This is a genomic window from Anabaena sp. UHCC 0253 (genome assembly GCF_009712085.1).
Lineage (GTDB): Bacteria > Cyanobacteriota > Cyanobacteriia > Cyanobacteriales > Nostocaceae > Dolichospermum.
Genome location: NZ_VILD01000008.1, coordinates 255,495 through 277,379 on the forward strand (window position 1 = coordinate 255,495; position 21,885 = coordinate 277,379).

Below are 21,885 nucleotides of genomic sequence, written 5' to 3' on the forward strand. Positions count from 1 at the left end.
GCTAAAAAACTGAACCTAACTAAATCTGCATTAATAGCTCAGATGGTGTTTTTCCATTTGTTTATATTGTTGATATCCTAACCATCTACCCTGTAAAGATGCTTGCAGTTTTTTAGTTACTAATTCTCCTTGTTTGGGAAAAAGTCGCAGCCATTGACATATTCCTAAACTTTCTCTTGTTCCTACTAAAACCGACCAGCATAAAAAGACAATGCGACGGAAAGGAGAAAGATGTTCTAATAAAACTAAGGTTTCGTTGTGGACTAAATTAATTAAGGCGATGTCATTAAAATTGTGGCGTTGATCTTCATCAAAACGTTGGGCTGGATAGTGATCTACAGCAATGCTGGGATCATAGATCATTTTCCATCCGGCTCTTTTGAGAGTGAGAGTAAAGGACATTTCAAAATGTACTTGTGCGCCTGTACCCCGCATTCTATCATCAAATCGCAATTTACCGATCGCTTGAGTCCGAAAACTCATATTCACACCTTTGAGAACATCAACTTCACGGGGTGCGCCTACTCCTAAATGATGGTTGCCAATCACACGCCCACACCATTGCAATTTGCCCACTATGGAACGAGAACCAGCTTCTAGCTTGTCTCCTTGATAAACCCAATCACGGCCACCAACGCCGCCAATAGCACCATTGACGCTGAAGTGAGAGTTAATTTTCGCTAACCAATCAGGATGGGGGGCAGCATCGTCATCAGTGATGGAAACAATGTCTCCTTGTACTTGGGCTAGTCCGGCATTGAGGGCGGCTACGACTCCCGGCTGGGTAACAGTGACAATTTTGAGGGGTAGGAGATAGTACGGAAATTGGTCAAGGAACTCCTGGGTTTCTGTGTCTGTATCTCTGACAACGATGATCGCCTGATCAACTGATTTAGTTTGCTGTTGCAGGGCTTTCAGACAGCGGGCTAAATCTTGCGGACGACGATAGGTGGGGATGAGAACTGTGTTTCTCATGGGTAATTAACTCCTCAAATATATCTAAATAGGTTTGTGCCATTGTTGACCAGCTATGTTGTTCAGCGACAGTACGGGCGACTTGACCCATTTTTTGCCGCAATGAGCGATCGCTATTCAACAACTTCATGGCATCGGCTAAAGCATCAACATCGTCACAGTCGGATAAAACAATGCCACAATCAGGATTAAGTAAATCTGCTGCACCGGTAGTAGTCGCGGTAATTACTGGCAACCCGGAAGCCATTGCTTCAATCACTACCAATCCAAAGGGTTCATAGCGGGAAGGAAACACAAATAAATCTGATGCCCGTTGAATTTGTGGCATATCATGGCGATAACCTAAAAAATGCACTCTTTCACTAATATTCAGCATCTTTGCCATTGCGGGATACGGGCTGTCTTTTGTATCTCCCACAACTGCTAAATGTAGTTCAGGAACTTTTACTAAAGCCTGAAGTACAGTGTCTAAATTCTTGCGAGGAATGCGAATATCGCCAGCAAATAAAGCCAAAGTTACATTTTCAGGTAATCCCAAAGCAGTACGATCAGAGACACCAGGGGAAAATTCTTGTAAATCTACACCATTGACAATGACGCGAATTTTCTGGCGGGAAATACCAATATTTACTAATTCTTGAGCTACTTTTTCAGAGACAGCAATTAGAATTTTTGCTTGCTGAAAAGCCTGGTTTTCCCAATAAGCATTAGCCGCAGTAAATAACCATTGATAGAACCCATACAAATCTTTACGGGTGCGGGAAATATGCACAGGCGATCGCCACCATGAATTATGCACAAAATGCACAGCATTCACATCTGCTGCACCCATCGTAATCGCACCATTGACTTTAATTAAATCCAAATGATCACGGTTTTTCTTTAACCAATCACCGCTTTTTTTGGCAAAAATAAAATTGCGGATAAATTCCGTTGGATACCCAGAAACGGGAATAGAAATCCAATCAACTGCACTATTTTCTGCTAACTCTGGAGTAACTTCACTAGCTAATAACGTTAAGTGATAACCCCGACGAATTGCTTCTAGAGCAACTTCATAATTAACTCTTCCTTGACCATCACCTTTTTTAATTTTGTGAGTAACAATACAAAGTCTCACTCATCACCTACCTGAATTTATTGAATTTACCGATTATGAAATCTTTAAAATTTTATTACTCAAAATCCGGGGAGTAAAACTAAGAATCAGAGCTACCAAAGTGCGTAAATTAAACTTCTGTTCGCTCAAAGTCTGCCAAAAATAAGGACGGGCTGCGGAGATTTGTTGATCTCGTAATAAACCAATACCTAAAGTTGTATTCGCTGTTAACCATTGTTTTTTAAAGTATTGATGAAATTCCTGTAAATTTTTATCTGCCATAAAAATTTGATAACAGAATATCTCACTTTTAGCCTTACGAATTTTTGCTTGTGTATTACGACTACCACTCAACAGAGTATCAGTTTGTTCATGTTCCCGATATCTAGTTAATTTTTCAGGAACATAGTAAATTCCATAGCCAGAAACACAACACAGATATGTTAAATATAAATCCCACATTCCCCCAACTTCGGCAGGAATACTATCCCAATCAAGGACACCATTGCGAATTACACAAGCAGCCGCAGTGGGGATACTTTTATCCATCAAGCCAATTTGAGTAAAATTTTGATGAACTCCAGCCACAATTTGATCTCGCTTATAACTACGGGTATTGTTTTCAGTAGCAGCAAGATTTATTTTACTATCACCATCTATAATATATTGGTCACAAAATGCTAAGATCAAATCGGGATTTGTTTCTAAATGGGGTACAAGTTTAGATAAAAAATCCTCATTCCACATATCATCATCATGAAGACTAGCAACATATTTTCCCTGTGCCATTTTAAAAGCATTAAACTGATTACCTAACATCCCAATATTTTGTTCATGTCGCCAAAATTTAATGCGTGAATCTTGAAAAGATTCAACCATTGCTTGAGGATTTTCAGAACTACAATTATCAGAAACAATAATTTCCAGATTTTGATACTTTTGTTGAATGGCGCTAGTAATTGCTTGTTTGAGATATTCTAGGCGATTATAGGTAGGAATGATTACACTCACCAGCGGTTCTAGTGAATTCATATTTATAGACATAAATTCTACCTCATTAATTTTTAGCATTGATAGTAACAGGAGAAAACAAACTATCGGGAATTTTTTTTGTTCTTGGGAAACTATTTCTAATAAACGTAAAGCAGTAGGTGTAGGACTATAATATTTCATAGCCCAAATTCTGCCTTCTTTAGCAATATATTCGAGAACTTCGGGATTTTCTACAATTCTATCTATTGTGGCTTGGATATTATTCAAATCTACACCAATATAATGTCGCCAATTTTCAGGCATTACAGGTAGAGAAATTCCATATTTTTCAAAATCCACATGAAAGGTAACACATCCTGCGGCTAAAGATTCCCAAAATCGCCAACTATCCCATTGGACAATTGTTTTTGATTGTAAGTTTAACTTGGCTAAACATTGTTTAATCATGCGATTAACTAAGTTACCAGGATTATTAGGCCAAGTAGGTACAAAAAAACCACCAAAGCAAGTACAAGCAACAGATTCTTGCAGCCGTTGATAATAATTTGGATAGTGTCTACCACCAGTTTGTAAATATTGTAGATAATGATATCCTACTTGAGGATGATGACGAGGATCATCAACTACATCATTAATAGAGAGAATATCTTTAATCTGGGGAATAAGTTGACTACAGCTAATATTTCTGACAGAATGTCCGGATTTCCAATGTCGAAAATTTACCAATATTTGTTTTTTTCTATCAGCAAAATCTGGGATAGTGTTCAGTTCTTGCAAAATGCGATTACTCAGTCCAAATGCCCAAGGATGAAAGTTATCACCATAAGTTAATTTACTATTCAGATGAGTTCGGAAAATAAAGTCAAATTGCTTAAATTCTGGTCTTTTAGTATAGGTTTTATCATCATCCTCACCATCCAAATAAATAGTTATATATTGACGTTGTGGATGAAATAATTTTTCTGGCAATTGTTGACGAGTATGATACCAATAATTGGTAAGGATAACAATAGAACAATCATCAGGTGTCACATGATCATGATATTGAAACAGATATTCTGATGTTTCTAAGGAATTTTGCCAATAATTAGCATTAGAAAAAAACGATATTCCTAATTCTCGAAAACCTTCAGCTAGACAAATTAATAGATGTTGAAATTTATCCCCTATAGGAATATTTTCTTGAGAGTCACAGTAAAAATATATCTTGAGGGGAATTTTCGGTAAACGATTATTTATCATCTAGAACTCCTATTTGATTTTTGTTAGCATAGTCTGCTCGTTGCCCTCACAAGACGGAAGATACATTGATGTTTTTCTATTGGTTATATTTAATATTTCAATTTTGAAATTCAAAATCAGTGATAGTTTGAGAATATATTGCCATTAATCTTTGAATATGAACCTCAATCGTAAATTCTTGCTGAAATAAAATCTGACCTTGTTCACCCATAAGTCGGCTTTTTTGATAATTTGTAGCCAATTCAGCGATCGCATCAGACAATTGAGAAATGTGATTATGTGATACAAGAATACCTGTTTTACCATCTTTTACATATTCAGGAATACCACCGACTGCACTGGCAATAACAGGACGATAATGAGCATAAGCTTCTAGGGTTACTAGCCCAGCCGGTTCAGGCCAAAGACTAGGAAATACCACCGCAAAGCATTGGTGATAAAGATGTGCTAGTGCTTCTCCTTGACACCAACCATGCCACTTAATCCGATGACTCAAACCCATTTGATCTACTAATTTTTCCATATCAGATTTTGCCCAACCGTCACCAGCAATATCCAGATAAATACGCTGATCAGTGTTTGCTAAACATTTAATCAACCATTCAATTCCTTTATCAGGAACAATTCGACCAACAAATAAAATTCTTTGTTGTTGATGAATATTTTTAGTTAATGGTTCTGTGTAATTTTTAGGTTGTTGTACACCACAGGGTAATGTAATTACACGGTGAGGTGATATACCATTTTTAATAATTTGCTTTTTTACATAGTGACTATTAGCAATAATAGGAATACTTAGTTTTTTGAGAACTGTAAAAGGATGGTACGTACTCCACCAATTTTGTGCAATGTTGGGAATTCTACGACTACCACAACCATCAACTAAATGCCCCCAAGTACATCCTAGAGGGTTCATCATGCGATCGCACTGCTTTTGACGATCTGTTAAATATTTTGTCCCACTCGGACAGTAGCTAGAGTGATTATGTAATGTAAAGACGGCTGGACATTCTTCCTTCCATTCCATCAACATTTCTCGATCATGAAAATGCAGTAATTTATACTGACTTTGATCCATATTCTTGAGAGAAGTAATCAAATTTTTACTAACTTCATAAATTTGTGAATTTATCAAAGAAGTTATATAAGTTTCTAACCCACCACCACCCTCAAGACTAATACTAGAGCAATGATGTATCCTCTTTTCATGAACTACGGTATTATCCATCATCAAAATAGTCTGATAAATAAAAATATGAGAATTACGCCATGATCAAACAATAAAAACTGTGTTTAAAGTTCTTAGAAATTAAGGCTTTATTTTTTCGACTATTTTTGTCCAAGTAGGGGCGAAGCATTCGGAAAATAAATTTGGGAACAAACCGATAAGTTATCACCCGAATGCTTCGCCCGTACAGGAGTCAGAAGTAAAACTAGCTTTGTGTATATGTTTCAATTTAGATTTTATACCTCATTGATCTCCAATTTGCTATAAATTAACATCAGTTTGTTAACAGATACTAAGAGCAAGTGATTAATTAATACCTTCACTTTTTCATAGGAATTACGCAATAACTCTTTGAAACTCTTATTTCGACCTGTCCTCTGCGTTTCGTTTCTTCATGATTTTGCGTAAGTCCTGTTTCAATGTAGCCAGAGTCTTATTAATAAGAGAATATAAAAAATATACCATCCTGTGAAATATATCTCTGTCCTTTCCTGATATATTAAACAGGACTTACGCAAAACAGAACGGAAGTAGGGGTAATTCATGAATTACCCCTACGCAAGAATCAGGTTTTGAGTTCAATCTTGCGTAAGTCCTATTAAAAACAGAACAGATTCCTAGCCAACAAAATTAATTAGATATTTTTAAAGTTACTAAGCTATTTTAATAACCCTTCTTGCACAAAGATTTGGCGCAATTGTTGTTGATAATTTTCTAAATTAAATTGTTTAGCAGTAGTTCTGGCAAATGTTCCCATCTCTGATCTAATCGTTTTATTCTCCGCTAAAAATGTCAATTTATCAGCTATAGCTTCTATATTTCTAGGTGGTACAATAAACCCATTTACTCCATTATTTACCACATCAGCCGCACCACATTGAGACGTGACAATTACAGGTAGTCCAGAAGCCATTGCTTCTAATGCAACTAAACCAAAACCATCTTCTACAGAAGGTAAAACTAAAACAGACGATTTACCAAATATCTCCGTCGGATCATCCTGACTAAAATCCCGAAATTCCTGTTTAATATTTATATGTTGACTTAATGTTTTTTCCATGAATATTTTCAATCCACGAGTTGTAGTTCCACCCACAATCAATAATTCGGAATTAGGAATATTAGCTTGTAAAAAAGCATTAACTAAATAAATAACTCCTTTTCTTGGTTCAATCGTTCCTACATATAAAACGCGGAAAACTTGATCAGCCTTCGTCACAGGATGAAATCTATTAGTATCTACAAAAGGTCTGAGAACCGCAACTTTTTCTGATGTATATCCAGCTTGAATAAAAGTTTTTTTAGCAACATCTGAAAGCACTACAATTAAATCTGCTTGTTGACATTCACCTTCAAAACGATCTAGCATTCTTGGATTCATTTTTGCTACAGTAGAATCACCAATAAATTCTAATTCTTGGTGAATTTGTGACTGCATAAAAGGTAAATAGTTATTTAAACAATATAGCCAAGCTTTTGCACCTGTAGCTTTAGCTGTTTTAAATCCTAAATTAGTTTGTCCTGCTACCCCCATAATTAAATCGCAAAATTGAGATTTTAAAGTTTTACTTACTTGTTTATCAAAATATAAATCCCCCATTAATACAGCCCAATCATGACGACGACGTAAAAATGGCGTATTTAGCAATCTTTGACTCCAACGAGAATATCCCATTGAATAAACAGGAAAATTAGTTTTTGGTGATTCTAAATCAGCAGACAATACAGTTAAATCACCAATTTCACTTAAAGCTAAAGCTGCATTTTCTAAGCAAATTCCTTGTCCTCCTTTACCTAGACTTGTATTGCAAGTTAATGTAATTTTCATGATTTTAAGTTTGATTTAAAACAGACATCATTGAATATTTGTAAATAGTTTTGAGCTAAATTTTTATAACTCAGTTCTGCATATAAATGAGTGCGATTAAATCTGAGAGGATCACCAGCAAATTTAGCTTGAGCAATATAAGAAATTACTTGCATAATAGCTTCTATATCTGTTGGTTCAACTAACCAAACACCTGGTTTATCTTGTAAATAATCTCTATTCTCTCCTGGAGGAACTGCTGCTAGAATGGGTCTATCTGTCATCAAATATTCATAGGTTTTACAGGAAATTCTGCCCCCTGGAGTTCCGTCTAGACGATTAGGTAAAGTTATTAATAATAAATCTGCCTGTCTAGCTAATTGAATAGCTTGGAAGTGAGGTAATGGCTCTAATACAGTGACTACATCTGCAATATTTTGATTGTGTAATACCCGATTCACTACAAATTCTGGAAAACTATTACCATACACAGAAAGTTTAATTTTGCTTTCCCATTCTGGGTTTTGAGAGATGACTTTTTTGATAGCTTTACCAACAAAAACTGGACTAGAACTGCGATAATCAAGTTTCGAGCGGTGATAATATCCCCATTCTAGCCAGGCTTTATAAAGTTTTTTAGCTAAATTTTTTTCGGAAGGAAGATGATAAAATTCATACCAGCCATTCATCCCACCTGTATAAACAATATCGAAATATGAGTTATCATTTTTTAATTCAATAGGAGTAGTAAAATCCTCTGGATCTGCGCCACAACGAATTAGATTAAATTTGGATTTTTGAGATGCAGATTGACGATTTTTAACTAAATCTAAATTGAATTGAGAAACATAAACTACCGCATTTGCTTGGCTGACATAAAAGTTTTCTAACCAGCGTTCAAGATGATGATGTAACCAACTGACTGCATTAGAGTGCATATCAGTACAACTAAGTGAATCATCTAAACTAATTACCAAAGGCAACCCTGTGAGGAATTTAAGTGCAATTCCCACCAACCCGGCAGAATAGGGCATCATAATCACAAAAATAGCATCAGGTTTTTGCTGCTTAATTAATTGATAGCCTTTCAATAGTGCAGGTAAAAACCAAAATATTTCTGGATCTGGCCAAATCAATAATGTTATTATTTTCTCCAATCTCAGTTTATTTAACCATTTAATTAAAGTTTGAGGATACAAACTTTTGATATAATGTATGTGAGATTTTTCTGATAAATAACCACCAGTTGTACCTGTTAATACATGAATCTGCCAAGTTTTTTGAAATTCTCCTAATAGTTTATTAGCCCTATGAGCAATTGGTGTTTTTAAGGGTGGTAAATCATAGGCTATACAAAAAAGTGTTGGCTGATTGGGTGACTTTTCTGCCAATTTATTGTGAGAATCGGCAGATTTTCTGACTTTAGAAAAACTCAATGGCAAAAAGTTCCACAAAGAATTATTCATTTTGCATACATTTGTTGACTCGTGAATATCTATAAATTGCGATTGAGAATCAATCTAGAAATCCTATTTTATTCCTCCCGTATCAATTCTCTGCATCCCTGAAAAGCTTGAGTAATGAACCTTGATTATTGAGCAGCTTAACTATCGCTAGTAGGTCTAATTTCATATTGCATTTGGTGATATTGCCAAAGCTTCCCTTTAAGTTCTAGTAACTCTTGATATTTACCCTGTTCTACAATTTTGCCTTGTTCTAAGACGACAATTTTATCAGCCTTAGCAATAGTAGAAAGACGGTGAGCGATCGCAATTACTGTCCGACCAACAGAGAGTTTTTCTAATGATTCTTGAATTAAACGCTCAGAAACAGAATCTAAAGCACTTGTAGCTTCATCTAAAATCAAAATTTCGGGATTTCTGAGTAATGCGCGAGCGATCGCTATTCTTTGTCTTTGTCCCCCTGATAATCGAATTCCTCTATCTCCTAATTGTGTATTAAAACCTTCAGGCATTTCTAGAATAAATTCAAGAGCATTGGCAAGTCGAGCCGCTTCTCTAATTTGCGATTCTGTGGCTTTTGGTGTCCCATAAGCAATATTTTTCCAAACAGAAGTATTGAAAATAAATGTATCTTGACTAACAACTGCTATTCTCCGACGAAGAGAGTTAATTTCAAATTTGCGAATATCAACTTCATCTATATAAATAGAGCCTTCAGTAGCATCATGAAATCGAGGAATTAAATCTGCTAATGTAGTTTTACCAGCCCCAGATGAACCCACTAAAGCCGTCATTTTCCCCTGTTCAATCGAGAGAGTAACATCATGTAAAATCCGTTGATTGGGATTATAACCAAAATCAACAGATATTAAATCAATGGATCTTTTCAAACCAGGAAATTTAAGTTTTCCATTTTGAAAATAGATTTTATCATCAGGTTTTAATAGATTCTTGATATTTTCTACTGCTCCTGCTTGGGTACTTAAAAAAGCTACCACTCCATTCAAATCCTGAGTCATGGGGATAATTCGGAACAGTACAAAGAAGAACGTTAACAAAGCCGAAACTTTCATTAAACCTGTGACGATTGCCACAATAATCATACTAATCAAAATCATCGTAGCTATACTCTCTGCCAGAGGTTTAACTACTAAAGAAATCCAATAAACTCGTTTCCAAGTATCAACTATTTTTTCACTCGCTTGATAATATCGTTTTCGCTCAAATTCTTGAGTAGAAAAAGCATGAATTGTCCGGATACCTTCGACAAACTCTAGTGTCCTAGAAGTAAAATTATCATTAGCTGTAGTAATCGCAAAGCTACGTTCTCTAATTTGTTTATTTAGTGTAGATAATCCTACTGCTAAAAGACTAAATAGCAAAATCGAAACTATAGAGAGTTTCCATGAAAGAATAAACAAAGAAATAGAATAAACTATCAGTGTGAAGCTTCTAGTGGTTAAAAAAGCTATACCACCGAAAATCTGTCTAATTCTCTCCATTTCACTGGTGAGTGTATTAATTAATTCTCCAGATTTTTTCTGGCCAAAATAACTGAGACTTTGAGCTTCTAATTGTTCAAAAATTCGTTTGCGGAAATTGTCTACTAAGCTGACTTCACTAAACTGAATGCACAATTGTCCCAGGTAGTTGAACAATGCACGCATACAGGTGGTAATTACAATTAAAGCCGATACTCGATATAATCGCTCATTTGCGGAAGCATTAATTCCTAAAATCAAAATATCAAACCATTCAATTCCTGTTTGCACAGGTTCTGCACCAGGAGTGGTTAAGCTTTGTAGAAATACCAACAAAAATCCTAAACCAAATCCCTCTAAACTGGCAGATATTACTGAAAAAACTACAGCTAAAATTGCCACCAACCGAAAATGTTTAAATTCTCGCAATATTAACCGATTATTTTGCCAAAAACTTGTAGATTGCAAGATTTTCACGGTTGAGGGTATAAATTTAGAATCCATAAACATTTGAAGTTGTTATTTTGATAATTAAGCACAGAAGCATCAACTAAAAGAACAATAAATATTCTTAAATTGAGTTGTTCCGAATAAGATGACAAAAACCATAAATGCAATTACAACTTCGGTGAAAATCGTTATAAAGCTCTATCTGCATAGGTTTTTTGTTTTGAATTAGCTACATAATTCATGCTTGAAAATATCAAACCAGGAAATTTTTATCATTTGGATAAATATATATTTATCCTAGATTGTAGTCCAGTGAATTTTAAATCATCACTCCTATTTTTCTAAGTTTAGATTCACTACTTCCTCTAACGACAAACAAGGATTATTAATTAAGTAAAATTTACCCTGTAACACATTCAGTAAATTAGACACATTTTCCAGAAAGTATTTACCTACACCAGGTAGAAAATTTGTAATTTCATTTTTAGCAATTGAGCTAAACTTAATTGCCTGAAAAAGTTGACCTTTTTCTCCAACATACCATTCATAATCAAACAATAATTTGGGAGAATATACCTGCATGACAATAAATAATCCCAGCATGAATGGACTTGTCAACAGCAACAAGGATAAAGCTAAATTCCAATCAACAATTCTTTGAAAAATTCTGAATATTTGATTACCTTTTTTGGGTAATTTCTGATATTTAGGAATATTGATAAAGATGGGTTTATTAGCTTTTTTACAAGCATTTGCCCAAAATTTCAATAGAGAATTACCGAGTTTTGGATCTACACTCACTAAATTCACTGAAGAATGTTTTAAACACTTGACTAGGGATTCTGCATCTTCTACTAAATTTAAATAGGGCTGTGGTGATTGTGTAGAAGTTTTCACTAATAACTTTCCTCTGCGCCATTTTAAGGTACAAGATGATGGATTAATAGTGTCAAATTCAGGAGAGATAATAAGGTTATTATTTAGACTAGGAATAACTGAAGTTGTCATATATATTGTCAGGAATAAAGTAGTAAAAGGTTGACTGGAAATATCCGCAGAGGAAATTATTATCAGTATTTCCCTATGGTTATCTCCACTATAAAATAGTCAGGTTGTCCTTAGCTTGAGGCTGGGAATATGTGTCTCAATCTCTAGAATATAAGACTCTCGATAAATAGATCATCAATAAGCAACTTCTTTATTTACTCTTTAAATAGATATTCCTTTTTTCTATAAAATATCAAGTTATGATAAATTGAATTAATTGTAACTAAATAAAATTAACCAATATTTTGTGACTTGCAAAACATATTTTTTTGTTATTTATCATTTGTAGCAGTTACTGTTTAAGTGAGATATAAGAATAAATAATTAACCGCAGATGGAAGAGGATAAACACAGATGAACGCAGATAAATTTGTATCTCGTTAGACTAAGGAATGCTATACAAGTAACAGTAAACTAGATTTTTATCATGAATTGGATATCTGACTATTGCGGATATTTATCCCGATTTATGAGGTGTAGGTTTGGTTAAGCAACAGCGAAACCCAACAAATGCTTATATAGCGGTATGCACTTGAGTGAGATACAGTCAGCAAATCGCAAAGCCTGTAGGGGCGCAGGCCCTGCGCCCTCGATTGTATTGCATCCTAGCGATAACCGCTATAAATGTATCCACCAATTAAAGGATTAACAGAATAAAAACAGAAATTTACTCACCAATCACCAATCACCAATTACCTATTACTAATCACCAATTACCCATTACCAATCACCAATTACCCATTACCTATTACCAATTACCAATTACCCATTACCAGATAACTTGAGTTATCTAAATAAATCTCGTCAATAAAAAACCCCCATGAAGTATGAGGGGTCAATAATATAAAACCTGGTTGAATAATTAGGAAATAGCTTGGTTTACTCTTCCATTGCTTGTTGTAATACCAAATGTTTTGGCTTGACATAGGGTACATAAGTGCTATCAGATGGGGAAACACCATTAGCCACAACCCCAATCAAATTTAACTTACTCAACATACCTGTAGCTTGATTAAGTTGGGTGCGTGTCACCTTACCAATACTCGCCATCATCACCACACTTCGACAAGATGACGCTGTGAGCATAGCATCCACTAAACCCAGCACTGAGGGGGCATCTATGAGTACCAAATCATAGTTTTCTTCAAATGCAGCAATCAATTGGATCATCCGGGGAGAACTCAAAAGATGGGCAGGATCAGTAGGGATAGGTCCAGCGGTCAAGATATCAATATAAGATGAACCGGAGTAGGGAACACTAATTTGATTTGGTAAGGTAACTTCACTTTCTAATAATGTAGAAAGTCCCTGTTCATTAGGAAGATTTAATTGTTTGTGCAGGTTAGGATAGCGCAAATTGGCATCAATTAGTAATACCTTTTTATGCAAGCGAGCGGCACTCATGGCTAGACCTAATGCTAAAGCTGACTTACCATCATCTGGTAACGCTGATGTCACCATTAAGGATCTTAAATCAGAGACATTATTGAGCAGTTCAATGTTTTTGTAAATGAGATCAAGGGATTCCCAACGAGGAGGAGATTGTAGTACCTGAATTGTCCAAGGAGCGAGAACTTCTGGTTTGCCAAATGGCAATTTGATCATTGATTCTCTGGGTTTAGCCGGTGGCAATTTAGGAGTTGTTCCTAATAATGGCAAAGAAACTTGTTTTTCTAATTCAGCAGTAGTATGGACAGCATCATCAGAGGCTTCACGAATAAAGGCAGCAATACCGCCAAACATTAAGCCAATTACTCCTCCTAATAAGAGGTTTTGTCGGAGATTTGGACCAGTTTTAATACCTTCTTGAGGTTCTTCTACTACTTCCCAATTAAATCCACCTTTAGAAAGTTCTTGGCGTAATTTTTGTTCGGCTCTTAATAATTGTTCCAATCTTTCCCGGCTAAATTGTAATTGGGGAAGAATGCGATTGTAATAAGCTAATAGAGAAGGAAAGCGTTTCAGGTCTGCTTGTAGTTCTTTTTCTTTGGTTGCTAAAGTTTGATCACGGGCGCTTAATGAAACTATGGTAGTTTGTGTGTCTACTAATTGACCTGTGAGGTTAAGATCAATTTCACCAAGTTGTCCTTGTTCTAAAAGATTGTCTCCAGGACTAAATACACGATTGGATCTTTGTCCTAATGTTCTAGTAACTTCTTTTTGTAGAAGTTGTTTCTGACTTTGTAATTGTTCGTTCAATTTTTGAACGCTGGGAGTATCATCTGTGAAGCGTAGTTTTTCCTGTGCTAAGGCTAATTCTGTTTTCTGAATTTCGTTAAGTAAACCTTGGTAGCGGGTAGACTGACTCAAACGAGAAGAAACTAGAGCATTTTGTGGAGAACGGTTAAGTTGTAATTGCAAAGATTTTTGCTTTGCTATAGCTTCTTCATACTGGGAACGAGTTGTTTGTCGTTCTTGTTGGATAGTATTTAAAGTTGCCTCTATGGCTTTGGCTTGAGTTTCCGGATCAATTAGATTTTGATTTCTGCGAAACCGTTGCAGATTTGCTTCTGAAGCAGTTACTTCATCAGTAGCTTTTCTTAATTGATCTCTGATAACTTGTAGACCTTTTTGCAAGCGTGAATCCTGCTGTTGTTTATTGTATTCTAAATAAACTTGCCGAATGGCAGTCAGCACTTTTTGTGTTTTTTCTGGATCGTTATCGCTATAGTCAACTTGAAATATTTTAGTAGCAATATTGTCCTCTGGAGTCTTAATTTGAGTTAAGGTCAAGGACTTTTTTAAATCCATTACAGTTAAGTCTGGATATTCATTTTTGAGTTTATCAACTGCTTTTTGAATTAGTCCAGAACTCTGCATTAAGTTCAGTTGAGTAGCAGTATCTACCACTACGTTAGCATCAGTAAACTGGCTTTCAATGGTATCAGCTTCTTTCTTACCTTGATAGTTAGGTTCTACTAACAATTGCATGGTGCTTTTGAAGCTGGGTTCTGTTCTTAATGTAATGATGCCAGCAATAGCTGTAGAACTCAGCAATACTAATAATAACCAGGGAAATCGCCGGAGCAGTACGGCAAATATTTGTCCATAGCCTGGTTCTGTTTCTGATGCTGAATTTATATTTGGATTTAGACTAGTTTGAACCACTTTTATTATCCTTATCTGCGACACATTACGCAAACACCTAAAAAATTAAATGAATCAGTGATGCACACATCCAGCACACAATGACAGAAGTTAACTAACAATTAAAAATTCTCAAAAAGCTGGTAGAAGTTGCTTTTTCAATTTTTAATTCCGTCTTGCGATACTAGCTTGATCAATAATTTGCTCAACTTTACTAAAGAATGACTGTTCGGAAAAATTACTAACAGCATGATTACGAATGGTTTCATAATCCCAAGATATTCCTCCGGCCTCTAGTAATGCTGCTTGTAAAGAGCATGGTGTTTGTCTATTAAAAAAAACGCCAGTTTTACCTGGTATTTGAGTATCTAATACTCCACCTGCTCCATAAGCAATTACTGGTGTACCACTAGCATTTGCTTCGACTGGAACTAAACCGTAATCTTCTAAGGCCGCAACAATTATTGATTTGGCTTTAGAGAATAAATTTTTACGTTCTTTGTCACTAACATGACCAAGAAATTGGATATTGGGCAAAGCATGAGCTTTTAATCTTTCTTCTTCTGGTCCATCACCTGATATTAATAAATTCCAGCCTAGCCAATTAAAAGCTTCGACTATTATATCAAGACGTTTATAACTTATCATCCGCGCTGATGCTAGGTAGTATTCTGATTTAGTATCAGAAAAAACAAAGTTGCTAGTATCAATTGGATAGTTAATAACTATGGCTTGCTTGTTATAAATCTGTTGAATGCGCCTGGCCACAATGCTAGAGTTGGCAATGTACATATCTGGTTCTTGAGCATATTTCAGGTCTACATTTCTCATCATTTGAAATACTTTTTCGATGAGGGGAGCAAAGTATCTATAGTCTCCGTATTCCCGTAAATAAGTTTCTGTGTCCCATAAAAATCGGGTAACATTATGACAAAAACAAATATGTCTGGCTTGGGGTTTTTTCCGTACTGCTTTCGCAAAACTTGTGCTACTGCTAATAATTAGGTCATAATCTTGTAAATCCAAAGACCGAAATGCAGGAAAATATAAGGGGGCTAACATCCGAAAATATTTAGTTGCACCAGGAATTTTTTGCAAAAATGTTGTATTGATAATTCTCTCACCTAGATCAATACTTTTTTCTGAATCATATAATGAGGTGAAAATGTCAGCATCGGGATAGCGTTTACACAGTAATTCAAATACACGCTCTGCCCCACCGCGTTGAGTTAAGTAATCATGAACGAGAGCAATTTTCATACTGAATTCCCTATAATTGAGTGAGTGGTAATTGGTAATTATCCTCTCTTTTCCCTATTTCCTAAAAGTAGCGATCGCTCTACTATAAAAGTGATTATGCACCGAAATTCCGTGTTCACGATGCCAATCAATTAGCACCTGATTATGCAATTAATTTTTGCTATATATGTAAATTCAGAGGTCTGATGAAAATATCAGGAAACCTCTGAATTATCTTGATACTGATTTTTAAAACTATTTTGTGAGTGCTAAAGTTTTCGCAGGTGCAAAATAAACTGATTGTTCAGCCCGTAATTGATCGCAAAGTCTGCCTTCTGGTAATTCGACATCATCGTAAGTTAAAACTTGATCTTTGAGGATATCGCGCTGCAAACGGCATCCTTGAGATATACCCATTGGTAATAAGTTTTCTTGTTGAACAATTGGGGAATTTTCACATTGTCCATAGGTCATGTAATAACCAATACCATCAAGAGTTTCTCCCGCTTTGAGGTCAATTTTCGCAGTGGTGACGACATCAACAACAGGTCCAGCGATTGGTGCAAGCGCAGCATCATGGAAGAGGACAGCACGGGCAACAGACAGGGGAACTTCAAAATGACAGAGGTGATAGGGGGTGTAGAAGCTGTAGAGGGGTCCTTCACCTAATTTGTAAAGATTGAGATAATGGCGTTGTTTGGGGTCTTCGTGGGTGGCAAATACAAACACTCCGGGACTGGGATTAGTGCCAACAACGTAATCAACTATACCGCCTAATTCTTGGAGTTGGTCAACATCATACATTTTGGTCATTTCATCAACATGACCTGTGTAGTTATATCCCAACATTCCGCGCTTGGCTACTTTCATCCCTGTGCCATTAGCCACTATCGCTTGCTCAAAGGAAATTTTAGTCCCATCGGCAAAGCTTGTCACCATGGCGGGATTTTGCCCCCAGCGTTCGGCAAAACCTGCTTGGGTGGTGGGGTTGCGATAGGGGTCTTGTAAACCTTTGATATTGCCACAGAGAAGGGGCTTTAAACCGATGCTTTTGACAAAGCGGTACAGGTTCATCTCTACCCCTGGTTGGTCGCCATCACAGGCACTGAGGATGACTCCAGCGCGGTCTGCATGGACTTTGAGGATGGGTCCGAGTGTGGCATCAAGTTCAGCATTCATTAAAATGATATGCTTTTGATGAGCGATCGCACACATGACCAAATGAGTTGCATATTCAATTGTTCCTGTCACTTCAATGATTGCATCTATGCCTTCTGCTTCACATAGCAACATGGCATCTTCGGTGACTGCATATTTATTTTCAGCGATCGCATCTTCTAAATCAGTTACATTTGTAATCACCTTGATATCCTCAATACCCGCTTCTAAATAAGCTCGTTGGGCTGTATCAATGTGCCGATTAGCGATCGCTACCAACTCCATTCCAGGCACAGAATTGATAATTTGATTAGCAATGCCTCGACCCATAAAACCAGCCCCAATCATCGCTACTTTCACAGGTTTACCTAATGCAGCCCGCGCTTGTAAGGCTTTATCAACAATAATCATGATTAAACTCCTATTAACATAGATTCTAGTAAAGGCCAATTCCGATCTTTATCGGATATTTCAGTAACACTCAACGGCCAAGAAATTTCTAAAATTGCATCATCATAACGCAAACCTCTTTCATATCCAGGAGTGTAAAATTCACCCACTTGATACATAACTTCAGCATCATCTGTTAAAGTCTGATAACCATGAGCAAACATTTCTGGAACATAAAGAGCGCGGCGATTTTCTGCACTCAGTTCTACACCAATATGCGCTAGATAAGTGGGAGATTCAGGACGCATATCAATAATTACGTCATAAATAACTCCTTGAGTACAGCGAATTAATTTTGTTTCGGCTGCGGGAAGACTTTGATAGTGCATTCCTCGCAATGTCCCTTTTTTATGATTAAAAGAAAGATTACATTGGGCAACCGTAGGTTTTAAACCATGTGCTACAAATTCATCAGCACAGAAAGTCCGCGCAAAAAAACCGCGAGCATCTGATTTTTGTTCTAAGTCAACAATGAAAGCACCAGAAAGATTAGTGGAGGTAAAAATCATGGATAATAATATTGGTTGAGATGGATAGTAATCAATGGATAAAGTAGGTGGGCGTTAAAAATTGTCGTTGGGGCAAGGGAACAGGAAGAGAGTTTTGGGCGATTTTACTTTTCTTCACATACCTTTAAATTTTTCTGTTCACCTACTAATTGGCGATAACTGGATTTGCTTTGCGAAAAAGAAAAAAACCTCTTTTAATTAAAACCTACGCAAAATATCTCTGAAACCCTCTTCTCTTCGTTTCCTTCGTTCCTTCGTGGTTCATTCTTTCTTTCTTAATTCTTTCGTGACTGCGTAAGTCCTGATAAAACTAAGAGATGCTAATTTTTACCAACAGATAATACGTGATCATTTTCTTCCTGAACAGATTCACTATACAAATTTGGTTTGAAATAAGAATCATCCCAGAAATGATTACAAAGTTGTGGTTGTTTAGGAGATTTAGTAGTGTAGGCAAAAAATAATGTTGAACGTTCTTGAGTCCGGATAGTTCCATGATGTAAAAGTCTGCGGGTATCAACAATAATCACTGTACCAGCAGCACCAGGGCAAGATTTCCAAGCTGATTTGAGGATAATCTGATTTAGTGTTTCATCATTTATTCCTTCTGAAGTATTAATCTTAGATTTAATCCGATAATAATTAGGATTATATAAAGAAGTATAAGATAATGGTACATATTCAAAAGGACCATGTTTTTCTTCTACATCATTTAAATAAACGATGACCTTGATCACTCGCCGATCTTCTATATCTCTATGCCATAGTAATGTGGCAAACTGATCTTTATTAGCGAAATCTTTGCGTAAATGTACACCATGATAGGCAATAGGAACACCCATATAATTCTCAATAAGATTGAGTAATCTGGGTTCTCTTCCCCAATTAGAAAATTCCGCTAAATCTGTAACTGTATAAATTTTGGGCGGAATTTTCTCTGAATAGCTATAGTTAGTATTTACCATACTTGGTAAGAGAATATCAGCAGCATTAAGCAATTCTGGAGTATAACCAAACCCTAAATCCGTGAGATTTGTGATATAAATACAATCACGTTTGAGAGCATTAAGAATTTTGCGATCGCCTGAATCAATAACAGGTAAACTGCTCCGATTTTGCCAACGTTGTGCTATATAATTCAACTCTATTTGCAACAGAGATATTTTCTCTTTAATTTTGACAAACATTAAACACCTCCCAATTAAAATTTTTCATGCACAAACACTTGGTAATTTATACATTGTATTTTTTAACTTGGATTTCTCACCAATTATACAAGTTGAAATTTCCCTAACTCTTAGCAATTAACGCAAAACCAACATAGGCTGTTCTAGAGATTTTGACAATTGCATAAATTCCTGAATTTGCTCTTGAGTTTTTTGCTTCATATCATCACCTTGTTGCCATGTTTTATGCCAATCAACAATCCAAGCCAATGCTGTTTTTAAATCTAAACGAGCTTCCCAATCAAGTTGATTACGAGCTTTGGAACAATCTAATGTTAAAAGATTAGCCTCATGGGGTTGAAATCTCCTATCTTGAATCCAATTAGCATCATTACCCCAAAGCTGTTGCAGTTCTTCTAATATCCAAGCAACAGTTTTTACTCCTGATTCACTTGGACCAAAATTCCAGCCTCCGTTATAAGTGCAACCTTGAGTAAATAATTTTTCAGCTAACATTAAATAACCATGCAATGGTTCTAGTACGTGCTGCCAAGGACGCACTGCTTGAGGATTTCTAATTACTACTTCCTCTCCTGCTAACCAAGCTCTAAGAATATCAGGAATCAAACGATCTTTTGCCCAATCTCCTCCACCAATCACATTTCCAGCCCGAACGGAAGCTATGGCTACTTTATGTTGAGCATAATCAGCCGCATTGAAAAAAGATTGACGGTAAGCTGTGGTGACTAATTCAGCACATCCTTTGCTGCTACTGTAAGGATCATGTCCTCCCATAGGGTCTGTTTCTCTGTAACCCCAAATCCATTCCCGATTTTCATAACACTTATCAGAAGTGACAGAAACTACCGCTCTGACGCTAGATACAGACCTAACTGCTTCCAGTACATTAACTGTTCCCATCACATTTACGGCATAGGTATCTACCGGGTTTTGATAAGATTCCCGTACCAAAGGTTGAGCCGCCAAATGAATAACAATATCTGGCTGGAAAGTCTGCATTACTTCCTGGAGATTGTCTAATTCTCTCACATCTGCAATTACCGATGTCATCCCATCAGCTATATGAGCTAATTCAAACAAATTCGGAGATGTTGGCGGATTTAAAGAGTAACCACACACTTGGGCCCCTAGCATTTGTAGCCACATTGACAACCAACCACCTTTAAAACCAGTGTGTCCTGTGACAAACACTTTTTTCTGATGCCAAAAATTTGATTTCATGACTAAACCTTTTATTTGTTCCTATGCAACTATTTATGACCAAACTTGCCAAGGAGCTTTACCACTTTTCCAAAGTTCTTCTAGATAGTGTTTATCTCTTAATGTGTCCATTGGTTGCCAAAAATCATGATGTTTGTAAGCAGATAATTCTTCTAAATTCGCTAACTTTTCTAATGGTTCTTTTTCCCACACAGTTGAGTTATCAGCAATAAAATCAATTACTTGGGGTTCGAGAACAAAATAGCCACCGTTAATCCAAGCACCATCACCTTCAGGTTTTTCTTGAAAACTGGTAATTTTTGTTTGTTCGTATCCTAGAGAAATCGCCCCAAATCTTCCTGCTGGTTGGACGGCGCTGAGTGTCGCTAGTGTGTTTTGTTCTCGATGGAATTTAATTAACTCTGTAATATTGATATTGCTGACACCATCACCATAGGTAAAGCAAAATGTTTCATTTCCAATATGTTCACGAACTTGCTTTAAACGTCCCCCTGTCATCGTACTATCACCTGTATTTACTAAGGTGACGCGCCAAGGTTCAGCATATCCAGAATGGACATTCATTTGATTAAATCGCATATCAAATGTCACATCTGACATATGTAAGAAATAGTTAGCAAAGTATTCTTTAATGATGTACCCTTTATAACCGCAACAGATGATGAAATCATTAATACCGTGAGCCGAGTAAATCTTCATTATGTGCCAGAGAATTGGCTTACCACCAACCTCAACCATTGGTTTGGGTCTGATACTGGTTTCTTCACTTAATCGTGTACCAAGACCCCCTGCTAAAATTACCGCTTTCATATAATTACCTCAAAGATTTGCAGGTGGTTTTTTCTTTAACTACTGTGAAATGAAGAGAATGCACAATGAATGCAGAAAATTAAGAGGGATTATTGTTTTCTGTCCGCAACTGATAAATATAATTTACCTATAAATTTCATCAAAAGAATGAAGAAGAAGTAAATTAAGATATTTTATCTGTAAAATATTTATAATTGACAATTGATACCTTCTTAAGTAGGCAGGCAAAATTAATTATATAAAAGATTTGGATTTAATGTAGGGGTAGCGCCCCCGTGCCTACCCCGGTATTTGGGGCAACCACAGGGGGTTTGCCCCTACAAAATTGATTGATTTAGGTATTTGGGGCAACCACAGGGGGGTTTGCCCCTACAAAATTGATTGATTTAGGGATTTGGGGCAACCACAGGGGGTTTACCTCTACAAAATTGATTGATTT

General features: G+C 36.3%; 15 protein-coding genes. All 15 read right to left on the bottom strand.

Going from position 1 to position 21,885, the window contains the following annotated elements; translation table 11 throughout:
* Positions 1-30 precede the first annotated feature (30 nt).
* The gene (locus FJR38_RS21265) at positions 31-975 is read right to left on the bottom strand and encodes a glycosyltransferase family 2 protein (protein WP_168491743.1); all 945 of its coding nucleotides are present in this window, start codon (positions 973-975) and stop codon (positions 31-33) included.
* Positions 893-2,095: a glycosyltransferase family 4 protein gene (locus FJR38_RS21270; protein WP_168539239.1), complete on the bottom strand. Its 1,203-nt coding sequence runs from the start codon at positions 2,093-2,095 to the stop codon at positions 893-895. Before FJR38_RS21270 ends, FJR38_RS21265 begins: the two co-directional genes overlap by 83 nt.
* Positions 2,096-2,128: 33 nt before the next feature.
* Complete coding sequence (locus tag FJR38_RS21275; protein WP_168539325.1) at positions 2,129-3,118, bottom strand: glycosyltransferase family 2 protein; 990 nt, start codon at positions 3,116-3,118, stop codon at positions 2,129-2,131.
* Positions 3,119-4,406: 1,288 nt separating this feature from the next.
* Positions 4,407-5,540: a glycosyltransferase family 4 protein gene (locus FJR38_RS21285; protein ID WP_371418262.1), complete on the bottom strand. Its 1,134-nt coding sequence runs from the start codon at positions 5,538-5,540 to the stop codon at positions 4,407-4,409.
* 655 nt (positions 5,541-6,195) lie between these two features.
* Positions 6,196-7,365 carry a glycosyltransferase family 4 protein gene (locus FJR38_RS21290; protein WP_168539241.1) on the bottom strand — a complete coding sequence of 390 codons (1,170 nt, stop codon included), beginning with the start codon at positions 7,363-7,365 and terminating at the stop codon, positions 6,196-6,198.
* Entirely contained in the window at positions 7,362-8,810 is a 1,449-nt protein-coding gene (locus FJR38_RS21295) for a glycosyltransferase (RefSeq protein ID WP_168539243.1), read from the bottom strand. Before FJR38_RS21295 ends, FJR38_RS21290 begins: the two co-directional genes overlap by 4 nt.
* A 137-nt stretch (positions 8,811-8,947) precedes the next feature.
* The gene (gene hepA / locus FJR38_RS21300; RefSeq protein WP_168539245.1) at positions 8,948-10,792 is read right to left on the bottom strand and encodes a heterocyst formation ABC transporter subunit HepA; all 1,845 of its coding nucleotides are present in this window, start codon (positions 10,790-10,792) and stop codon (positions 8,948-8,950) included.
* A 279-nt stretch (positions 10,793-11,071) separates the two neighbouring features.
* Positions 11,072-11,746: a heterocyst development glycosyltransferase HepC gene (gene hepC, locus FJR38_RS21305; RefSeq protein WP_168539247.1), complete on the bottom strand. Its 675-nt coding sequence runs from the start codon at positions 11,744-11,746 to the stop codon at positions 11,072-11,074.
* A gap of 918 nt (positions 11,747-12,664) precedes the next feature.
* Positions 12,665-14,893 (bottom strand): polysaccharide biosynthesis tyrosine autokinase, encoded by a 2,229-nt coding sequence (locus FJR38_RS21310; RefSeq protein WP_168539249.1) that lies wholly within the window; start codon positions 14,891-14,893, stop codon positions 12,665-12,667.
* 144 nt (positions 14,894-15,037) lie between these two features.
* On the bottom strand, positions 15,038-16,132 hold the full coding sequence (locus FJR38_RS21315) for a glycosyltransferase (protein WP_168491726.1): 1,095 nt from the start codon (positions 16,130-16,132) through the stop codon (positions 15,038-15,040).
* Between the two features lie 234 nt (positions 16,133-16,366).
* The gene (locus FJR38_RS21320; protein ID WP_168539251.1) at positions 16,367-17,680 is read right to left on the bottom strand and encodes an NAD(P)H-dependent oxidoreductase; all 1,314 of its coding nucleotides are present in this window, start codon (positions 17,678-17,680) and stop codon (positions 16,367-16,369) included.
* Between the two features lie 2 nt (positions 17,681-17,682).
* Complete coding sequence (rfbC, locus tag FJR38_RS21325; RefSeq protein WP_168491722.1) at positions 17,683-18,228, bottom strand: dTDP-4-dehydrorhamnose 3,5-epimerase; 546 nt, start codon at positions 18,226-18,228, stop codon at positions 17,683-17,685.
* 320 nt (positions 18,229-18,548) lie between these two features.
* Entirely contained in the window at positions 18,549-19,415 is an 867-nt protein-coding gene (locus FJR38_RS21330; protein WP_168539253.1) for a phytanoyl-CoA dioxygenase, read from the bottom strand.
* A gap of 117 nt (positions 19,416-19,532) precedes the next feature.
* The gene (gene rfbG / locus FJR38_RS21335; RefSeq protein ID WP_168491718.1) at positions 19,533-20,636 is read right to left on the bottom strand and encodes a CDP-glucose 4,6-dehydratase; all 1,104 of its coding nucleotides are present in this window, start codon (positions 20,634-20,636) and stop codon (positions 19,533-19,535) included.
* Between the two features lie 33 nt (positions 20,637-20,669).
* Positions 20,670-21,446: a glucose-1-phosphate cytidylyltransferase gene (rfbF, locus tag FJR38_RS21340; RefSeq protein ID WP_168491716.1), complete on the bottom strand. Its 777-nt coding sequence runs from the start codon at positions 21,444-21,446 to the stop codon at positions 20,670-20,672.
* Positions 21,447-21,885 lie beyond the last annotated feature (439 nt).